General features: G+C 28.6%; 22 protein-coding genes. 5 read left to right on the forward strand and 17 right to left on the reverse strand.

The genetic code is table 11. The features are described from left to right. The 3 genes from ACTT9X_RS01875 to ACTT9X_RS01885 are packed head-to-tail and all read right to left on the reverse strand — an operon-like array spanning position 1 to position 2909. Positions 1–1074 carry a Gfo/Idh/MocA family protein gene (locus tag ACTT9X_RS01875; protein ID WP_440934000.1) on the reverse strand — a complete coding sequence of 358 codons (1074 nt, stop codon included), beginning with the start codon at positions 1072–1074 and terminating at the stop codon, positions 1–3. Then, on the reverse strand, positions 1071–2081 hold the full coding sequence (locus ACTT9X_RS01880; RefSeq protein ID WP_440934001.1) for a Gfo/Idh/MocA family protein: 1011 nt from the start codon (positions 2079–2081) through the stop codon (positions 1071–1073). Before ACTT9X_RS01880 ends, ACTT9X_RS01875 begins: the two co-directional genes overlap by 4 nt. 3 nt (positions 2082–2084) lie before the next feature. Then, the gene (locus tag ACTT9X_RS01885) at positions 2085–2909 is read right to left on the reverse strand and encodes a phytanoyl-CoA dioxygenase family protein (RefSeq protein ID WP_440934002.1); all 825 of its coding nucleotides are present in this window, start codon (positions 2907–2909) and stop codon (positions 2085–2087) included. 47 nt (positions 2910–2956) lie between these two features. Here ACTT9X_RS01885 and ACTT9X_RS01890 point away from each other — a divergent pair, with 47 nt between their 5' ends. Next, the gene (locus ACTT9X_RS01890) at positions 2957–3406 is read left to right on the forward strand and encodes an MOSC domain-containing protein (RefSeq protein ID WP_440934003.1); all 450 of its coding nucleotides are present in this window, start codon (positions 2957–2959) and stop codon (positions 3404–3406) included. Here ACTT9X_RS01890 and ACTT9X_RS01895 read toward each other — a convergent pair. From ACTT9X_RS01895 to rpsF, 12 genes are all read right to left on the reverse strand, one after another. After that, on the reverse strand, positions 3403–4707 hold the full coding sequence (locus ACTT9X_RS01895; protein WP_440934004.1) for an MFS transporter: 1305 nt from the start codon (positions 4705–4707) through the stop codon (positions 3403–3405). The two genes, ACTT9X_RS01890 and ACTT9X_RS01895, sit on opposite strands and share 4 nt — an antisense overlap. Before the next feature lie 30 nt (positions 4708–4737). Next, the gene (locus ACTT9X_RS01900) at positions 4738–5613 is read right to left on the reverse strand and encodes a DMT family transporter (protein WP_440934005.1); all 876 of its coding nucleotides are present in this window, start codon (positions 5611–5613) and stop codon (positions 4738–4740) included. Next, positions 5610–6536, reverse strand: coding sequence for a glutathione synthase (gene gshB / locus ACTT9X_RS01905; RefSeq protein WP_440934006.1), 927 nt, complete (start codon positions 6534–6536; stop codon positions 5610–5612). The genes ACTT9X_RS01900 and gshB overlap by 4 nt, the downstream gene beginning before the upstream one ends. Further along, the gene (locus ACTT9X_RS01910) at positions 6526–7821 is read right to left on the reverse strand and encodes a glutamate--cysteine ligase (RefSeq protein ID WP_440934007.1); all 1296 of its coding nucleotides are present in this window, start codon (positions 7819–7821) and stop codon (positions 6526–6528) included. Before ACTT9X_RS01910 ends, gshB begins: the two co-directional genes overlap by 11 nt. A 29-nt stretch (positions 7822–7850) precedes the next feature. After that, entirely contained in the window at positions 7851–8408 is a 558-nt protein-coding gene (locus ACTT9X_RS01915) for an HD domain-containing protein (RefSeq protein ID WP_440934008.1), read from the reverse strand. Between the two features lie 3 nt (positions 8409–8411). Further along, positions 8412–9893 (reverse strand): amidophosphoribosyltransferase, encoded by a 1482-nt coding sequence (purF, locus tag ACTT9X_RS01920; RefSeq protein WP_440934009.1) that lies wholly within the window; start codon positions 9891–9893, stop codon positions 8412–8414. Beyond that, positions 9847–10392 (reverse strand): CvpA family protein, encoded by a 546-nt coding sequence (locus ACTT9X_RS01925; RefSeq protein ID WP_440934010.1) that lies wholly within the window; start codon positions 10390–10392, stop codon positions 9847–9849. The genes purF and ACTT9X_RS01925 overlap by 47 nt, the downstream gene beginning before the upstream one ends. Beyond that, complete coding sequence (locus tag ACTT9X_RS01930; RefSeq protein WP_440934011.1) at positions 10392–12788, reverse strand: efflux RND transporter permease subunit; 2397 nt, start codon at positions 12786–12788, stop codon at positions 10392–10394. Before ACTT9X_RS01930 ends, ACTT9X_RS01925 begins: the two co-directional genes overlap by 1 nt. A gap of 21 nt (positions 12789–12809) precedes the next feature. Further along, positions 12810–14228 carry a replicative DNA helicase gene (locus ACTT9X_RS01935; protein ID WP_440934012.1) on the reverse strand — a complete coding sequence of 473 codons (1419 nt, stop codon included), beginning with the start codon at positions 14226–14228 and terminating at the stop codon, positions 12810–12812. 68 nt (positions 14229–14296) lie between these two features. After that, the gene (gene rplI / locus ACTT9X_RS01940; RefSeq protein ID WP_440934013.1) at positions 14297–14755 is read right to left on the reverse strand and encodes a 50S ribosomal protein L9; all 459 of its coding nucleotides are present in this window, start codon (positions 14753–14755) and stop codon (positions 14297–14299) included. A gap of 1 nt (position 14756) precedes the next feature. After that, positions 14757–15029: a 30S ribosomal protein S18 gene (rpsR, locus tag ACTT9X_RS01945; RefSeq protein ID WP_440934014.1), complete on the reverse strand. Its 273-nt coding sequence runs from the start codon at positions 15027–15029 to the stop codon at positions 14757–14759. After that, complete coding sequence (gene rpsF, locus ACTT9X_RS01950) at positions 15029–15382, reverse strand: 30S ribosomal protein S6 (RefSeq protein ID WP_440934015.1); 354 nt, start codon at positions 15380–15382, stop codon at positions 15029–15031. The genes rpsR and rpsF overlap by 1 nt, the downstream gene beginning before the upstream one ends. 87 nt (positions 15383–15469) lie before the next feature. Between rpsF and fabD the strand changes: the two genes are divergently transcribed. The 4 genes from fabD to gmk are packed head-to-tail and all read left to right on the forward strand — an operon-like array spanning position 15470 to position 18058. Next, complete coding sequence (gene fabD / locus ACTT9X_RS01955) at positions 15470–16396, forward strand: ACP S-malonyltransferase (RefSeq protein WP_440934016.1); 927 nt, start codon at positions 15470–15472, stop codon at positions 16394–16396. Beyond that, positions 16393–17130, forward strand: a complete 738-nt coding sequence (fabG, locus tag ACTT9X_RS01960) for a 3-oxoacyl-ACP reductase FabG (protein WP_440934017.1) — start codon at positions 16393–16395, stop codon at positions 17128–17130. The genes fabD and fabG overlap by 4 nt, the downstream gene beginning before the upstream one ends. Before the next feature lie 48 nt (positions 17131–17178). Beyond that, complete coding sequence (locus ACTT9X_RS01965; RefSeq protein ID WP_440934018.1) at positions 17179–17418, forward strand: acyl carrier protein; 240 nt, start codon at positions 17179–17181, stop codon at positions 17416–17418. 7 nt (positions 17419–17425) lie between these two features. Continuing rightward, positions 17426–18058, forward strand: coding sequence for a guanylate kinase (gmk, locus tag ACTT9X_RS01970; RefSeq protein WP_440934019.1), 633 nt, complete (start codon positions 17426–17428; stop codon positions 18056–18058). Here gmk and rsmA read toward each other — a convergent pair. Then, positions 18047–18832, reverse strand: coding sequence for a 16S rRNA (adenine(1518)-N(6)/adenine(1519)-N(6))-dimethyltransferase RsmA (gene rsmA, locus ACTT9X_RS01975; protein WP_440934020.1), 786 nt, complete (start codon positions 18830–18832; stop codon positions 18047–18049). The two genes, gmk and rsmA, sit on opposite strands and share 12 nt — an antisense overlap. Next, positions 18829–19625 (reverse strand): 4-hydroxythreonine-4-phosphate dehydrogenase PdxA (locus ACTT9X_RS01980; protein ID WP_440934021.1); only part of this gene is annotated, 797 nt, incomplete at its 5' end. The genes rsmA and ACTT9X_RS01980, both read right to left, overlap by 4 nt.

Raw genomic sequence — 19625 nt, forward strand, 5'->3', positions numbered from 1 at the left:
TTAATTAGGGAGCCAGGAATTATAGAGTTTATTTTTTTTATCTATTGGAATTTTAATTGTTTTATTTTGTCTTGATGAAGCATAGACTGCGGTGACAAATTCTAAAGAATTTCTAGCGTCCGTTAAGGTTACTTCATCACTAGGCAAACCATTAAGTTTATTTGCTATTTCCTCAAACATACCAGCATACCAGGATTTAGTTTGTTTTACTTTTGATAATACATCTTCAATTTGACTTTGTGTTATTGGTGCTCTTGGTAAAAAAGTCCACTCATCATCAGCTGGGCTATAGGGTTTTTCAGGAGAAGCAGCAGACTCAGCTGTTAATCCCTCAAAACAAAATCTGAGTCTACTAGTGTTGTTTGCAGCACCCAATGTAATAGAACTTGTAACAAGAGCTCCAGTTTCCATTTCAATTGAAAGAGCAGCACAATCCTCAACCTGAATATCATTTACTCTAGTTGTTAGTTTTGCAAAAACATTTGATACAGGACCCAGGATCATACTAACTAAATCATGAATATGAATAGAGTGACTTAAAATTGCTCCACCTTGTTCGCCTTTCCAGGTTCCTCTCCACGGTTTTGAATAGTAATCTTTTCCTCTATTCCAGTGAGTTTCTAAAGATGCAACTAATGGTTTTCCTGCTAAACCAGATTTGATTAATGCTTTTAACTTTGAAAATCCTAGACCATATCGATATTGAAATACTGGAAAAATCATTTTACTAGTTTCTTTGCTAATTTTTTCTAATTCATCTATTTCTTTAAGACTAGAGACTAAAGGTTTTTCACAAATTACATGCTTTCCAGCCTCCATGGCTTTTTTACAAGCAGAAAAATGTAAGTGAGGTGGAAGACAAATATCAATTATATCAATTTCTTTAACTTTTAATACATCTTCAAAATTTAAAGAAACTTTTGTTTCTGTATTTGACTTTAATATTTTATCAATAGCCTCTCTGGTTAAACCACATAAGGTGTGAACATTAAATCTCTGAGATATTTTCTGAAAATCCTCGAAATGTTTTGCTCCTATATTAGTTCCAATTATAGCTACTTTATATTTTTTCATTTTTTTTCAGCTTGCTCCTGAGCTTTAATAGCAAGTTCCATTGAAAGATAGGTTAGTTCTTGAGGACATGCAGTTTCAGTTCTATTCAAAACATCGTTTATTAAATTACTAAAGTAGGGTAACTTAACATTAGAGCAGTCGATATGTTTCACTTCATCATTATTTGCTATAAATAAATGATTACCTTTTTCAGATTTTGCTAAATCCGTATACTTTCTTATTTCAATAAAGCCTTTGTCTCCAAGTATTAATAATCTTCCATCCCCCCAAGTTGGAAGAGCATCTGGAGTAAACCAATCTAAGCGCACATATCCATGTCCACCATTACCTGTGATATTAACTTCACCAAAGTCTTGAAAACCAGGCATTTCTTTCTTTGTTGTATTTTCTATTAAAGCATGGTTGATTTTTGCCTGATTTGAATTTGTAAAAACTAAAAATTGATGAATTTGGTGGGAACCAATGTCTGTAATAATTCCTCCATAACTTTGACGATTATAAAACCAATCAGGTCTTTCATAGTTTCCTTGTCTATGTGGGCCTATGCCAATAGTTTGTTTTATTTTTCCTATTTTGCCTTCATTTACTAATTCTTCAGCTTTAGCAACTGCAGCAACGTGAAATCTTTCAGAAAAATTTACTGACCAGATCTTTCCAGTGTCTTTAACAGTTTTTTTCAAATTATTTAATTGATCTAAGGTAGTACAGCCTGGCTTATCAACCATAACATCCTTACCAGCTTTTAAAGCATCTATTGAATGATCAGCCCTATCTACAGGGATCGAGGATATTAAAATCATATCAATAGATGAGTCATTTAATATTTCCTCTTTATTTTCTTTTCTCTTAATATTAGGGTATTTTTTATTGAATTCTTGAAGAGTTAAAGGATCTCCTTCTGTCCAAAAACAATTACAATTACAACCTTCTGTAATCATTTCATCTAACATATCAAAAATATGTCCATGATCTATTCCAATAACCCCAAGGTTGAGCTTTTTTTTCATCAATTAATAAGAACCTTTTTGTTTTGCACCTTTGTAAAAAATTTCTTGTAAGTGATCATTTTCTTTTTTTCTAAGTAAAATACCTTCATCACTCATTAAAGCGTTAGTTCTATGTATAACCTCATGATAATGATATTTATCCTCACCTCTTGCAACCTGAACACTATTTTTACCTAGGGTTTGTTTTACATTTGTGCTTATATAACTTTGGATAACAAATCCTATTCTTCTATCATCACTTTTATTTATTCCTGATCCATGTACTATTCTTGGATGATGCAAAGACATTTGACCAGCTTTAAGTTTTATAGATTTGACTTTATCTTCAGGCACATTTTCTACTGTTTGACCTCTAGTAAGTAAGTTTCCTTCATTAAATTTCTCATTATGATCCTTAATATTTAAATGTGATTTAGGCCACATTTTCATACACCCATTATTTTCATTTGAATCTGTTAAAGCTACCCATGCTGTAACCCAATTGTGTGGCTCTAATCCTATGTACTTTGCATCTTGATGATAGCTTACAAAACTTTGCTCGCTAGGGTTTTTAATGAATAAAGTAGTGCTGCAAACTAAGATATTTTTTCCAATAATACTTTCTACCGCATCTAAAATTTTTGAATTATGAACAATCGAATCAAGTTTTGGTGAAATTAGATGGACATTATATCTTCCTGCATTATCTATTTCATTTGGCATTTTTTTTTCAATTAATTCTATTTCTTTTCTTGCCTCTAATGCTTCACTACTAGACAAAATTTCAATAGGGGATATGTACCCTTGATCTTTATACTGTTTAAGTTGATTTGATGATAGATAAGTCATATTATTCTGAAAAGATTATATGAGCTTAATCATTTCTTCAATAATTTATGGCCGAAGTATTTAAATTAGGAATTGCTGCTGACAATAATCAACCTATCATGGAAGTGCATTCAATTGAAGTCTTAGCAAATAAAGGAATAGTAGGTGATCGACATTTTCATGATTTTAATGATCCTTACAATCAACTATCATTAATAGAGTCAGAGAATATAGATGAATATAATATTAAATTTGGCCTTGATATTCCTTATATAGATTTCAGAAGAAATATAGTTACAAAAGGCATTAAATTAAATGATTTAATTGGAAAAAAACTTAAGGTTGGAAACGTAGAATTAGTGGCGATTGAATTATGTCGTCCATGCAGACATTTAACTGAAATGCTTGACAAAAAAAATATACTTAAAGAGTTTATGAGGAAGGGTGGACTAAGGTGTCAAATTCTCACTTCTTCAAAAATTAATATTGGTGATAAAATAGAATTAATTAATATTTAAGTTTTCGCTGTTTCATTAACATGAGTTTCATCAAGTGTTGCAGGCGCATCAGGATCTAGCTCCAATCCAGCAGGTGTAATTGTTGCTGGAATTGGTGTGAATGTTGAGTCTGGATTTTCAACAGTGCTTCTAACCTTCATTCTATACAAACCAAATACACCAATTATTGAGTGTGCTATAATTAAAAATACAAACAAACCATTTAATCCAAACCATTCCATGAAAATTGCACACAAAATAGGACCACTAATAGCTCCTACACCAAAAATTAATTGTAATCCACCACCTGCAGCAACAAATTTAGATTTTGGAACGAAGTCATTTGTATGTGCAAGGTTAAGTGAGAATAATGGTAGACATAAACTTGTATAAAGTCCAACAGCTATAAAAAAAATTATTTTTCTAAAAGCAAATTCATCCATATAGTAAATATTTTGTATAGGATCATTTGAAGTTAAAATTGCAATTAATGCTAAAAGAGAACTTCCAAATGTTGTTATGACTATCACTCTCCTTCTGTCAAAAATATCTGAAAAATAACCAATAGGACCCTGACCCAAAACTCCAGCAATTGTTGCAACAAACAAAAGTATAGATGTTTCAAATAAAGTAAATTTTGCGATCGTTGCATAAACAGAAATTAAAGAAAAGAAAGCTGCATGAATAATTCCTGTAAAGAAAGAGCTTAAAGAACCAAGAGGTGAGATTTTATAAAGTTCTAGAATACTTATTGTCTCAATTTTTTTAAATTTAGGAGCGGGTCTTTTTGTTAATAAAATAGGAACTAGAGCAACAGAAAGTAAAACAGAAACCAAAATAAAGGGTTCATAAGCTTCAGGTTTACTAATATTAAGTAGAAGCATACCAAGAGCTAAACCAAAATAAATTACCATCATATATGCAGATAATAGTTGTCCTCTATTTTTATTAGTTGCTCTATCGTTTAACCAGCTCTCAGTAACCACATAACAACTAACTAAACTTATACCTGTTATAAATCTACTAATTGTCCACATGAGTGGATTTACATAAACAACTGCTACTAAAGCACTTAAAGATGCAAGCGAAGCGAATGCAGCAAATACTCTTATATGACCAACTTTTGAAACAAAATTAGGAGTAGTTTTTGAACCTATAAAGTAGCCAACATAATATCCTGACATAAAGATACCAGTTGTAAAAACACTAAAATCTTCAAGTACTGACCGAATACCCATGATTTGCATTTGCAATCCATGAGCAATCATCATTACACCTATCCCAATAAATAGAGCCCAAGACTTTTTTACTTCTTTTTGCATGTTTTGTTTTTAAAATTTAATAATTCTTCGCTAGGTAGTTTTGGTTTGTGTTTTTTTTATGGCTAGTAAAGAATGAATTGCTATCGTGATAATGATAACAATGCCCCCATAGATCGTTTCAGAAGAGGGCTGTTCTTTTATTACCATCCAAACCCACAAAGGTCCAAGAATTGTCTCTAAAAGAAAAAAAAGATTAACTTCAGCAGCAGTTATAAATCTTGGTGCTATAGTTACCAAAACAAAAGGTATAGCTACACACATTACACACATTAAAGGTATATAAAAAAGATCATTTCCCACTAAAGCAAAGTCTTTTACAAAGAAAAAGGCAAATATAGCGACACATGATTTTCCAATTACAGCAGCAGGCACTAAGTCGGTTGATTTTGCATATCTTGCTATGTTTGCGTTACAGGCTAATCCAAAGGACGTTATTAAGCCAAATAAATCACCATAAAAATTACCAAGACTTAAAGAGTCGTAAAAAATATAAACACAAGCAATAAAGGTGATTATAATAGCGACCCAAGTCTTATTATCCGGTTTTTCTTTTAGGAAAATAGCCCCCAATATTGCTGAAAGCATAGGCGCAAGAGCTACCATTAATAAAGTATTTGCTACATTGGTATTTTGTATTGAGATAATAAAAGTAATATTACAAATAGAAAAACTAATTACATAAAAAATACCTGGGTAACCAATTTTAAATAAAGCTTTTAGGAAATTATTTTTATAAAAAAAAAGAAGACCTACTAAAACCACAAAAAATGGTATTGCTCCTCTGTAAAAAAGCATTCCCCAAGTATCAATATTTGATAATCTAATTAGTAAAGAGTCAGGAGTTATAAACATAATAGCAACAAATGCCATTAAAGAGCCTTTTTGTTGATTAGTTAGATTTTTCACGCTTTCAGCTGTTTCCAAAAAGTTTTAGCTAAATTTTTTCCTGATAGATCATAAAGTGTTTTAAGTCCAGTTGGAGATGTAACATTTATATCTCCATTGAGTTTATGATCTATAAAGTCAATTCCCGCAAAAAAAATATTTTCTTTTTTTAAATCTTTTGCAATTAACTTTGAAATTTGAATTTCTTTACTTGTTAATTTTATATTAGCTGGTTTTGCTCCTTTACTCATATTGCTTAAAATTGAACCTTTCTTTGGAACCCTTGAAATTGCACCACATACTTTTCCATTAATAATAAAAACTCTTTTGTCTCCATTACTTATTTTAGGAAGAAATTTTTGGCACATGATATGGTTATGTTTTTTTATAAATTTATTAACTAATTTTTGATTAAATTTATTTAACAAATGAATATCATTTCCACCGAAACTATGGATAGGTTTTAAAATGACTTTTTTGTATTTTTTGAAAAATTTTTTAATTTCATCCATATTTTGAGTAAAAATAGTAGCTGGCATGTATTTTTGGTATTTAGATGAATATAATTTTTCAGAAATATTCCTTACAGAGGTAGGGTTGTTAATTATTTTAACTTTAGTCATAATTGTATCCAAAATGTATGTTGTGGAAATATATTCAAGATCAAAAGGTGGATCTTGGCGAATAAGAATAAATTTACATTTACTTAATTCTAGATTTTGTTTTTTTGTTATTTTATAAAATTTTTTATTACTATAGTTAAATTTAATAAAAAAACCTTTAGCTATAACTTTTGAATTAATAACCGATAAGTCTTTTGGATCATAATAAAAAATCTTATATTTTTTACTCTGAATTTCGTTAGCTAAAAAAACACTTGTATCCGTTAAAGGATTAAGTTTAGAAGGATGGTTTCCTTGGACAGCAACAATTTTATTTATCATATAATTCGTCTAAATTTTCGTTTTTTGAAAATTTACTAATCATATGATCTGCGTTTGTTGTCTTATTATCAATTACTTTTTGTAGGTGATTAAGGAATATAGTCTCGTTATTACCTTTTTTACTTAAAACATCTCTATTTTCTAAACCTTTTCTTGAAAGATCTAAAAGTGTAGATGACCAATGAAGAAGGTCCTTACCCATTAATTGAGTATTAAATCCCTTTTGTGGTGCCTCTAGATAAGCATTAATTATTTTATCGATCTCCCATGTTGAAATTAGTTCATGAACTTCGTCTAAATTTCCATAAAGCATTCCAATGTTGAAAGCTGGTCCTGCACATAAACAATCCCAACCACAGGCATCCATTGATCTTAATTCAATATATTTTTTAACTCTATTCTCAGTAAATATTGTGCTTAAGTGAGTTGTTAAGTCTGCTTCAGTTGGAAGTTTATTTCCAATTTCTTGGATTTTTCCTTCCATAAAATCCTTAAAAATATATTTCCTACCTGAAATATACTGATCTTTATTTTGAATAAACAATATCGGAAAATTAATTACATAATCTGCATATTTTTCAAAATTCATATTTTCGAAAAATAATTTAGGCAATCCACCTCTAGAAGTACTTTGCCATACTTTAGATCTATAAGATAAATAATTACTATTTTTTTTCTCTACAATTGATGAATTAGCAAACAAAGCAATTGCAATGGGTACGATTGAGTTTGCTACTCTAAACTTCTTAACAAAATCTTCCTCTGATTTAAAATCTAAATTTAATTGAGTACCACAAGTTCGATACATCATATCTAAACTAAGCTCACCACCTAGAGGCATTTCCTTAGTCATTAATTCATATCTTTGCTTAGGATTATCTGGGATTTCATTTAATTTAGATATAGGATCAAATCCTGCACTTACAATTTTTAAGTCTAATTTTTTTGTCACTTGTTTAAGTTCAAATAAATAATCTTGTGACTCTGCACAAGCTTCGTGCATATGATTTAATTTATCCCCTGACAATTCTATCTGATTACCTGGTTCAAGAGTTATATTTTTTCCACCTTTATTAAGAGCAATTATATTTTCTTTTTCAAAAACCGGATTCCAGCCAAACTCAAGTAAGGCTGTAAACATTTCTTTTATTTTTGGATAATCAATCCTTTGATTGTCTAAATTGTTAAATAAAAACTTTTCATGCTCGATCCCTATTTTAAAATTTTTAGGTTCCTTAATACCTGATTTAAAGTAATCTATAATTTTTTCTTTTGAATCAATCATGCGCTGTAATTAGTGATTTATAGATAAATTTAAAGATAATAATAAGGCTCTTTTGCGAATATTTTTTTAACTAATGGCTTAAAATCATCCAAAGTCATACTTTTGTATTCAGGGTCAAAAGAGCACTGATCATATTTTTCACAAAAATCTATGGTATCTTGATAATACTTGTGGTCTTTAAATTTATCTCTTGCATTTCTATCACCACCTAAATGATGAGCACTGTAATAAGTTTGAAAAAGACCATGGTGTAGAATAATCCAATAGGTTCTTTCTGAAACATAAGGTCTAATTATGGATGCAGCATATTGAGAATGATTCATTGGCGCTAAATCGTCTCCAATATCATGTAGTAAAGTTGCAACAACCATTTCATCACTTTCTTTATTTTTAAAAGCTCTTGTTGCAGCCTGTAAGGAATGTTCTAATCTACTGATTTTGTAACCTTCTAAAGTTGAGGTCTGTTTGCTCAAATAACTTAGAATTCTATCTGCTGTTTGTCTTTCAAATTTCTTTTCTAGTTTTTCTAAAAGCTTATAGTCATCGTTACTACCATTTTTCATTTCAGTAAATTTAACTGTTTTCATAGTTTAATTATTTGATGCTGAACTTAATAATGATAATTGAGTAATTTTATTGTCTCCTAACTCATCAACCAATTTTACTGGATAATCACCTGTAAAATAATGATCTGTTAATTGTGGATAAGTTTTACTTCTATTTTCGAAACCTATTGCTTTGTATAATCCATCTACAGATAAAAAACTTAAAGATTTCGCGCCGATATATTTACAAATTTCTTTATTAGTTTTGTTTGCAGCCAACAATTCTTTTTTAGTTGGTGTATCTACCCCATAGAAATCTGGGTATCTTATTTCAGGACAAGCAATTTTAACATGAACTTCTTTTGCACCGCCATCATAAAGCATTTTTACAATTTTATGAGAAGTTGTTCCTCTAACAAGTGAGTCGTCAATTAGAATTATTTTTTTATCTTTAATAGTTGATTGATTTGCATTTAGTTTTAATTTAACACCTAAGCTTCTTATTTTCTGGCTTGGTTCAATAAAAGTTCTTCCAACATAGTGATTTCTAATTAATCCATGCTCAAAATTCATTTTTAGCTCTTGAGCAAAACCCATAGCAGCAGCATTTCCTGAATCTGGAACTGGAACCACAATATCCGCATCAATTTTACTTTCTTTTGCAAGTTCTCTACCTAGGTTTTTTCTGTGTTCATAAGCTGTTTTGCCTCCAATCAAGCTATCAGGTCTTGAAAAATAAATATATTCAAAGACACATGGTCTTACTTTCTTTTCTGGAAAAGGCTTAATACTTTTTAATTCATTTTTTTCAATTAAAACTATTTCACCATTCTCTACTTCTCTTATAAATTTTGCACCTATAATGTCGAATGCGCAAGTTTCAGACGCAAGAACATAACTATTACCAAGTTTACCAATAACCAGTGGCCTGATCCCATAAGGATCTCGTACTCCTATCAATGAGTTTTGAGTTAGCATTACTAAAGCATAACCACCTTGGATTTGAAAAATTGCATCAATAACTTTATCAATTGTTTTTGGTCTTTTTGATTTAGCAATTAGTTGAACGATCGTTTCAGTATCTGAAGTTGTATAAAATATTGCTCCTTCTTCGACCAGTTTCTTTCTTAATGATATTGAATTAGTAAGATTTCCATTATGTGCTACCCCAATTCCACCTGCGTTTGTGTCAGCAAAAAAAGGCTGAATATTTCTTAATATATTGTTTCCAGTTGTGCTATATCTGTTATGACCAATTGCATAATTTCCCTTAAGATTGTTAAGCACTTTTTCTTTGTTGAAATTATCTCCAACTAAACCAAATCTTTTTTCAGAATAATATTTTTCTCCATCAAAAGTTACTATTCCACAACCCTCTTGACCTCTATGTTGAAGAGCATGCAATCCAAGTGCTGTCAGAGCTGAGGCATCCTTTGAATCACTTATGCCAAAAACCCCACATTCCTCTTTAAGTCTAGGATTATAAATCTTTAATTTTTTCTTTACTATCTCTATATTTTTTTTCATTTGGAAGTTCTTCAATTAAATAACTACTACCTTTTTCTAAATATGGAAAGACGTATGATTGGTCAAAATTTATCGGCCATTTATCATAATTATATATGATATGAGCACCTGAAAAAATACAAACAGAAATAATGTATGCTCTTATAAAACCAAAAAAGAATCCAAATGTCGTATCTAAACCACCGATACCTGTAAACCTGACACCTTTACTGATACCTTTGTTAATTAATAAAACCAAAAAGATAACAACAATAAATATTAATGTACCCAAACCAATATCAAGCACATACTCATTATCAATTATATCTCTTACATATGGTTTGATTTTTGGAAATAGATTTAATGTAATTATGTATGCAAGCAACCATTTTGCCATTGAAAGAATACTTAAAATAAAACCCTTCTTGTAACAATTTATCAAAGAAAGGATTGTTAAAATTAAATAAATTAAATCAATGATTGATATTGCTTCATAAAAATCTCTTATGATTTCTAACATTAAGATGATTTACCAAAAGGTTTAATAATTAAAATTAGTGCAGGAAGCAGTGTTAATACTGATATCATAGCCAACAACATAGCAAGTCCCGTAAACACACCAAAATAAATTGTCGGAATAAACTTTGATAAGACCAAAATTGAAAATCCAAATACAATCGTAATTGAAGTATTTAGTATAGCAACACCAACGGTAGAATGACACGTTTTTAATGTTTTGTTATAATCCTTTATTTTATTAAACTCTTCTTCAAATCTGTAAATATAGTGAATGCTGTTATCTACTGCAATTCCTATTGTAATTGCTGCAATAGTTATGGTCATCATATCTAATGGTATTCCTAATATTCCAATTATTCCTAATATAAAAAAAGCAGCAATAAAATTTGGAACAACACCAACCAATGAAAGCTTAACATTTCTAAATAAGATTATAAACATTGAAAATATTCCAATCATAACTAATCCCAATGTTAAAATTTGAGATTTAAACAGGCTTTGTAATAAGTTATTAAATAATATCAAGACACCTGCTAGTTTGTAATCTGATTCCTCTAAACCAAATTTATCTTTTAGATCAAAATTAATTTTGTTAATTAAATCATTTCTTCTTAAATTTTTCTGTGAATCAATAATTCTTAAACTAATTCGTGCCTCATTATCTTTAATTGAAAGATATGGGTCAATGATTTCTGTTTTAATACTCTCAGGAATTTTAGAGTAAAGCACCCCCATTTCTAAAGTACCTAAAGGTTTATTATTATTTAATTGAGTAGCGACTTCAATAATTGAAGAAAAAGATAGAACTTTACCAATTTCTGGTAAGCCATCTAAGTAATTATGAACAGAAGTAATTAGATCAATTTTATCTTTTGTAAACCAGTATTTTTCATCATTAGTATCTTCTTCATCACTCCAATCCTCAAATTCATCATCTTCATCAGATTTTTTCACCTTTTCTTTCTTAGGAAATTTAATAATAACTTCTAAAGGAGTTGTTCCACCCAGTTCCTCATCTATAAGCTTCATACCTTTGTAAATTTCAGTATTCTTATTAAAGTAATTTATAAAACTATTTTCAACTTCAAGCTTACCTATTCCAATAATACTTAATATTATAACTGTTCCGGTTACTAAGAGGATAGAGTTTTTATTATTTATAGAAATTAAACCAAGTAAATTTGTGATTTTAGATTTCTGTTCTCTTTTAACTGAAATATTTTTTGTTGGTGCAAAATTTAAAAGGGTAGGTAGTAAAGTAAATGTGATTATAAATGATGTAATTAAACCAAAAGTCATCATCCAGCCAAAATCGATAATAGGTTTTATTTCACTAAAAATTAAAGATAAGAACGCAAAAATAGTTGTTAGAACCGTATAGAGAATCGGCCAGAACATTTTTGAAGTTGTTAAAGAAATAATTTCAAAATTATTTTTTGATGGATAATCTTTTTTAAGTTGAAGAAACCTTGTGCTCATATGAATATTCATTGCCATTGTTAAAATCAACATAAGTGCAATAAAATTTGATGAGATAACTGTTACCTTCCATCCTAGCAATCCAAGTAATCCGATCATTATTATCACAGAAAAAAGGCAACTACTTAAAGGAACAATAATCCAAAGAAGATTTCTAAAAACAAACCATAATGTGGCAATTATAAATAGAAGAACTCCCAAACCAAAAACAATTATATCGCTTTTGATAAAAGTCATCATATCATCAGCAATCATTGGTATTCCTCCAAGATAAATCTTTCCAACATCACCATAACTTTGAATAACTTGTCTAATTTCTAAAATATTCTGATGGTTTTGTTTTTTAATTTGATCTTTAATTAGTTCAACTTCATCTTTTGATTTATTTTCTATATCTTCTAATTTTTGAGACTTTTTAATGTTAACAATAATCCCACTAGTTTTACCGTCTTCACTAATGACAAAATTTCTAAAAACAGGACTATTTAAGATTTCTTTAAAACCTCTATTTCTATCAACATCTTCATCTTTTAATGTTTTAAAGCTTTCTAGTCTTTCCTGAAGAGGAGCATCAGAATTGTTTAATAGTGGAATGTCTAATAATGTAATTACACTATAAACCCAATCAAGACTTTGAATTTTATATTTTAAACTTAATAAATTATTAATTGATGAGTCAGTGGCCATTCCCTCATTTGGTGTATATGTAAGAATTAAAAATTCTTTAGATCCATATCTTTCAGAAACTTCTTTTAAATATGCTAAATCTGGGTCACCCTCTATTAATAGAGTTTCTGATGAAGCATCTAGCCTAAAATTTTTTGAGTAGTATCCAAAACTTAAAATAGCAATAATTAAAAATATAAATATCGCTTTAGGATTTTTAAGGATAACGTTTTGATAAAAATGAGCTATCATTCAAGCTCTTTATATTTGAATTTAACTTAATTGAGTATCCTTAAATTTTGTAAATCTTTCTTCAAATTCAAGAGTTACATTGCCAATAGGACCATGCCTTTGTTTTCCAATAATAATTTGTGCCAAATGAGCAACCTCATTCATTTTTGCTTGCCATTCCGCATGTTCAACTGTTGCTTCTCTTGGCTCTTTTCTTTGCAAATAATATCCTTCTCTATAAACAAACATTACAACATCTGCATCCTGTTCAATAGATCCGGATTCTCTTAAGTCTGCCAATTGTGGCTTGTGATCATCCCTTTGTTCTACTTGTCGAGAAAGTTGCGAAAGAGCAACCACAGGAACTGAAAGCTCTTTAGCTATTGCTTTAAGTCCTTGAGTAATTTGCGATATTTCTTGAACTCTGCCATCTTTGTTAAATGTAGTTCCTCTCATTAGCTGAATATAATCAACTACAATCATATCTAGACCAAAAAGCCTTTTAATACGCCTCGCTCTATTACTCAGGGCAGCAATACTTATTGCTGGAGTTTCGTCAATATAAAGAGGCAGTTCAGAAATATTTTTTGATGTTTCTAAAAATTTATCAAATTGATCATCTGATATTCTTCCTCTTCTTATGTCATTAGAGCTTATTCTTGCTTGTTCAGATATAATTCTTGTAGATAGTTGTTCTGAAGACATTTCAAGTGAAAAGAAAGCTATGGATGATTTTTTACCACTCTCTTGTAGTTTTTGAGCAGCATTAAATGCAATATTTGTTGCTAGTGAGGTTTTACCCATTGATGGTCGACCAGCAATAATAATTAAATCTGACTGATGTAAACCACCAAGCTTATCATCTAAGTCTCTTAAACCAGTTGGAACACCAACGATACCTTCTTCATTCTTATAAGCAGCTGAAGCCATTTCAATTGTTTGTTTCATTGCTTCATCAAATTTTACTAAAGAAGAATTGAAAGAACCTCTTTCAGCTAAATCAAATAATAATCTTTCAGAACTTTCGATTATAGATTGTCCATTAGTATCAAGATCATTTAATTTTGCGCTATCAATAGTTTGTTCAGAAATTTTTATTAATTCTCTTCTTACGAACATATCGTAAATGATTTTTGAGTACTCTATTGCTTGCCTAACCGATGTAGAAAACTTTGTGATTTTTACCAGATATTCTGGAACATTTAGATCATCTTTTTCATTTTCAAAATAATTTTTTAAAGTAATTGGGTTAGCTAACATTCCCTTGTATATGAGACTTTCAATTGCCTCAAATATTCTTTGATGCATAGGATCATAAAAATTAATACTAGAAATTATTGTATTTATTTCATCAAAAATATCATTACTTACAAGAATAGATCCTATAACTGCTTGTTCTGCCTCAATGTTATTTGGAAGCTCTTTAAATTGATCTTTGACTATACTTAAATTATTTTCCACGAAAATTAATTTACATGAAAAATAACTAAATCAAATTATATATTTCTGATGGGGAAAAGAATGTATAATTATTGAATTGTATCAGCTGAAGAAACATCGATTGTAATTTCAGCATCAACTTCTGAGTGTAAAGAAATTTTTACTTTAAATTTTCCTAAAGCTTTTATTTCTTCAGCTGGTTGTATCATTGAGGGCCTTATATCAATTTTGTTTTCTTCTTTAATAAGTTTTGAAATTTCTGTTGGTTTAACCGAGCCATATAATTCATTATTTTCTGTACTTAGTTTTTTGACATAATAATTTTTTCCATTAATTTTCTCAGCAATTTGATAGGCTTGTTTTTTCTTTTCATTATCCTTTTTAGATAACTCAGATTTGATTTTTTCAACTTCTTTAATATTTTCTTTTGATGCATAAAGAGCTTTTTTATTAGCAATTAGAAAGTTTCTTGCAAAACCTCTCTTAACATCTATTACTTCGCCAATAGAGCCTATTCTTTTTACGTTTTCTAATAATATTACTTTCATTTTATATTAATGCTAAGTTTCTTGCTCTTTTGATTGAAAGAGAAAGTTCCCTTTGCTTCTTTTGTGAAACATTTGTTATTCTTGAAGGTAAAATTTTACCATTTTCAGATACATACTTTTTTAAAAGCTTAATATTTTTGTAATCTACTTGAGGAGCACCCTTAACTGATAATGGGCAAGTTTTTTTAAATTTATATTTATTAGGTTGGAAAATACTTAATTTTGCAAAGTTACTCTGTTTACCCTTTTTATTTCCACTTTGTCTTTTTGGCATTAATTTTTAACACTTTCTTTTTTTTCACTATCTTCTTTTTTTCCAAAATAATTTGTCTCTAAATCAAATTTCTTTACTCTAACAGTTAAATATCTTAGTAATTTTTTATCAATAGCTTCATTTTTTTCTAATTCATTGATTACATTGCCTTTACCTTTAATTTTAAAGTGTATGTAACTACCTTTTTTATTCTTTTTAATAAGATAAGATAAGTTTATTAATCCCCAGTTTTCAGTTTTAACAACTTCACCATCATTTTTTTCAACAATTTTAGAATATTTCTCTGTTAGTTGCTTTAATTCACTTGGAGAAGTATCTTGTCTAGCTATAATAGTATGTTCGTATAAATTCATTTAAGTTCTTTAATAAAAAGTGAGGATATACTATTATAAAAGTTCAATTACAATAGTTAAAAAGGCAAAAATTTTAGTTTTTTTTATATGTTTTCAGTAATTTTTCCAGGTCAAGGGTCTCAGATAGTGGGAATGGGAAAAGAGATTTATGATAAATTTAATATAGTAAAAGACCTTTTTAAACAAGCAGATGATACACTAAACTTTTTTATTTCTAAGCTTATCCTGGAAGGACCAAAAGAAGAGTTAGATTTAACAGTAAATACACAACCAGCAATATTTTTAATTAGTTATTCAATATTTAATTTAGCAAAAAATGAATTTAACTTAGATTTAAATAAAGCGAAATATTTTGCAGGACACTCTTTAGGTGAATATTCAGCTTTATCATGTGCAGGATATCTTGATTTTTCGGATACTTTAAAAATACTAAGAATAAGAGGAGATGCAATGCAAAACGCTGTGCCTAAAGGGCAGGGAGGAATGGTTGCAGTATTAGGTTCGTCAATTAATGTGATAGAAAAAATTTTGACAGAAAATAAAGAAAATTTAAAAGTAGAAATTGCAAATGACAATTCTGAAGGTCAAATTGTTTTAAGTGGAAAAACTGAAGATTTAGAAAAATTAATTAAAATTTTTAAGGATAATTCAATTAAAAATATTAAACTTCCTGTAAGTGCACCTTTTCACTGTGAATTGATGAATAATGCCACAAAAATTATGAAAGAAGAACTAAATAAACTGAATTTTAAAAATGGGCAAAATAAATTAATTTCAAACGTTACTGCTAATGAGATTAAAGACCCAGACGAGCTTAAAAATCTCTTGATTATGCAAATAGAAAATAGAGTTAGATGGAGAGAAAGCGTCATTAATATGATAGAAAATAATGTAGATCATTTTATAGAAATTGGACCTGGGAAAGTTTTGTCAGGTTTGGTAAAAAGAATTAATAGAGATGTGAAAATTGACACAATAAACAGTCAAAGTGAAATTGAAGGTTTAAAAATATGATAGATTTAAAAGGTAAAAATATCATCGTTACAGGTGCTTCAGGTGGGATTGGAAATTCAATAATTAAAAAATTAGATCAATCTCGAGCAAATATTTTAGCTTCAGGTACAAGATTAGAAAAACTTGAGGAACTTAAAGGTAAATATGAAAATATTAAAATATTAAAGTTTGATATTTCTCAAAGTGATAAAATTGAGGAGTTTGTAGAAAATGCAACTAAAGAACTTGGTGGCAATTTAGATTGCATAGTTAATAATGCAGGCATTACCCAAGATAATTTAGCAATTAGGATGAGTCTAGATGAATGGAAAAAAGTAATTGACGTTAATTTAACTTCAACTTTTTTAATGAGCAAATCAGCAATAAAAAAAATGCTTAAAAATAAATCTGGAAAGATTGTTAATATTACATCAGTTGTTGGACATACAGGTAATTTAGGACAGTCCAATTACACTGCTTCTAAAGCAGGTATAGTTGCAATGTCTAAGAGTTTGGCAATAGAATATGCTAAGAAAAATATAAATATAAATTGTATTTCACCTGGTTTTATCAAAACAGCTATGACTGATAAATTAGATGACAAATTTAAAGAGGCCATAATATCTAAAATTCCATCAGCACGTTTAGGAGAACCAGATGATATTGCAAATGCAGTACTTTTTTTATGCTCTAATCAATCAAGTTATATAAATGGTGAAACACTACATGTTAATGGAGGCATGTATATGGCTTGACAAAATAGGTTTTTAAACTATTAAGAATTTATAACAAAAAGGATCAATATGTCAGAAGACGTTTCGAGTAGAGTAAAAAAAATTGTAGCAGATCATTTAGGTATCGATGAAGCAAAAGTTACTGAGGAGTCAAGTTTTATTGATGACTTAGGCGCTGATAGTTTAGATACAGTAGAATTAGTGATGGCTTTTGAAGAAGAATTTGGATCTGAAATTTCAGATAGTGAAGCTGAGAAAATTTTAACTGTTGGAGACGCAGTTAAATTTATCGAAGGAAAAGCTAACTAAAATTTTAATGCCATCAGAAAAAGATGGGATAATGATAATTTTATCCTCTCCTTCAGGAGCAGGCAAGACCACTCTGGTTAAGAAATTATCTAAAAAAAGCAATTTTGAAATCTCAATTTCACATACAACCAGGCAGCCCAGACTTAACGAAAAACAAAATGATGATTATTTTTTTGTTAATGAGTTAGAGTTTAAAAGATTAATTAAAAACGAAGAATTCTTGGAATACGCAAAAGTGTTTAATAATTTTTATGGTACAACAAGAACTCCAGTTATAGATAAATTGAACAAAGGTAAGAATGTTCTTTTTGATATTGATTGGCAAGGAGCTGATCAAATAAAGAATAAAAAATTAGATTATAAATTAATTACATTTTTTATTTTACCCCCTAGTAAAGAGGTTTTATTTGAAAGATTATCCAAACGTCATTTTAATGACAAATTAATTGCCGAAGAAAGAATGAATCAATTTGAGAGAGATGTGTTGCATTGGATTAATTATGATTATGTTGTAATAAATAACGATTTAACAGAATGTTATAACAAAATATTTAATCTTATTGATGCAGTAGTTAATAATGGTTCTAAAGATTATGATTTAGATTTTATTAGAGATCATATTGATAAATTAACCTCTTAAATTTTCATATTCACAAGCTAACTTATAGTAAGTTTCTAAATTTACGTTCTGAGGGCGCATAGTTAACTTAATTTTAAGTTTATCCAAAACTCTATGATCTCCATTAAATAATTGGTTAAATGGTTTTTTTAACATTTTTCTTCTTTGATTAAAAAAAATTCTCGTTATTTTTTCTAAATTAGATGGATCTTTAATTTTTACAAAATTTTTTTTAGGAAGAAAAAACAACAAAGAGCTGTTAATTTTTGGTCTTGGAGAAAATGCCTCTGGTTTTACATCGCATATTTTTTTTATATTAAGTTTCCAATTAGAGATTATAGATAACCGTCCATAGTTTGAGGTATTACATTCGGCAATAATTCTATCAGCAACTTCTTTTTGAAACATTAAAACCAAACATTCAAACCAGAAGTTATCTTTTAAATTAATAATCCACTTATTAAGAATTTCGGTTGAAATATTATAGGGTAGGTTACCAAACACCGTGACTTTATTATCGAACATTCTTGTTTCATCTATTTTTAGAATATCTTCGTTAATTATTGATATTTTATTATTAAATTTTTTCATTAAATCATTTGATAATTGATTATCTTTTTCAATAACAAAAATTTTTTTGGGTTTTCTTTTTAGAATATAAGAGGTAAGGTTTCCAGTTCCTGGACCAATTTCGAGAATTGTTTTATTTTCAATATCTGCTGCATTTACAATTTTCTCTAAAATATTTTTATCAATTAAAAAATTTTGACCTAGACTTTTTTTTGCTCTAATCAATTATTATCCAAAAATTCTAAAGCTCTAATTAAACTTAAGGGGTTTGATTTATTTTTCCCAATCATTTTTTCATTTGGACCATGGTCTGGTGAAATCCTCATAAAAGGTAAGCCTAAAGTTACATTTATTGCATCATATTCAAATATTGTCTTTAAAGGTGTTAAAACTTGGTCATGATACATTCCTAAGATTACATCGTATTTAGATCTATTTTTTTTTAAAAACATAGTGTCAGCAGGAAAAGGTCCAGATACTTTATATTTTTTTTTAACATAAGATTTAATTAATGGTTTTAAAATCTGCTCATCTTCGTTAAATTTATTTGTACTTTCACAATGTGGATTTAAGCCTAAGACAGCTATTCTGGGCTTAATACCGAATTTATTTTTATAAAAATTATTTATTAAAATTATTTTTTCTGAAATATTTTTTTTATTAATATATTTATAAACATTTTTTAAGGGTATATGAGTTGTTAATGGACATACAGATAATTGTTTATTGAAAATTAACATTGCATATTTTTTTGTATTACTTTTAAATGAAATATACTCTGTAATTCCAGGAAATTTCTTATTTAAAAAATTTTTTTTTGAAATAGGCCCATTTATAAATTTATTTGTAAAACCAATTTTTATTAATTGAAGAGCTACATCAAATGATTTTTTTATAAAGTTATTAGATTTGTTTGTAATTTTTTTGTAATTTTTATCAAAGTCTAAATCTATATTAATTAAATTTATAGTTCCTTTTTTCAAATTTTCATTTTTGATTAATTTATAATTAATAATAT

Origin of the sequence: Candidatus Pelagibacter sp. (assembly GCF_052049855.1) — a bacterium.
Taxonomy (GTDB): domain Bacteria; phylum Pseudomonadota; class Alphaproteobacteria; order Pelagibacterales; family Pelagibacteraceae; genus Pelagibacter.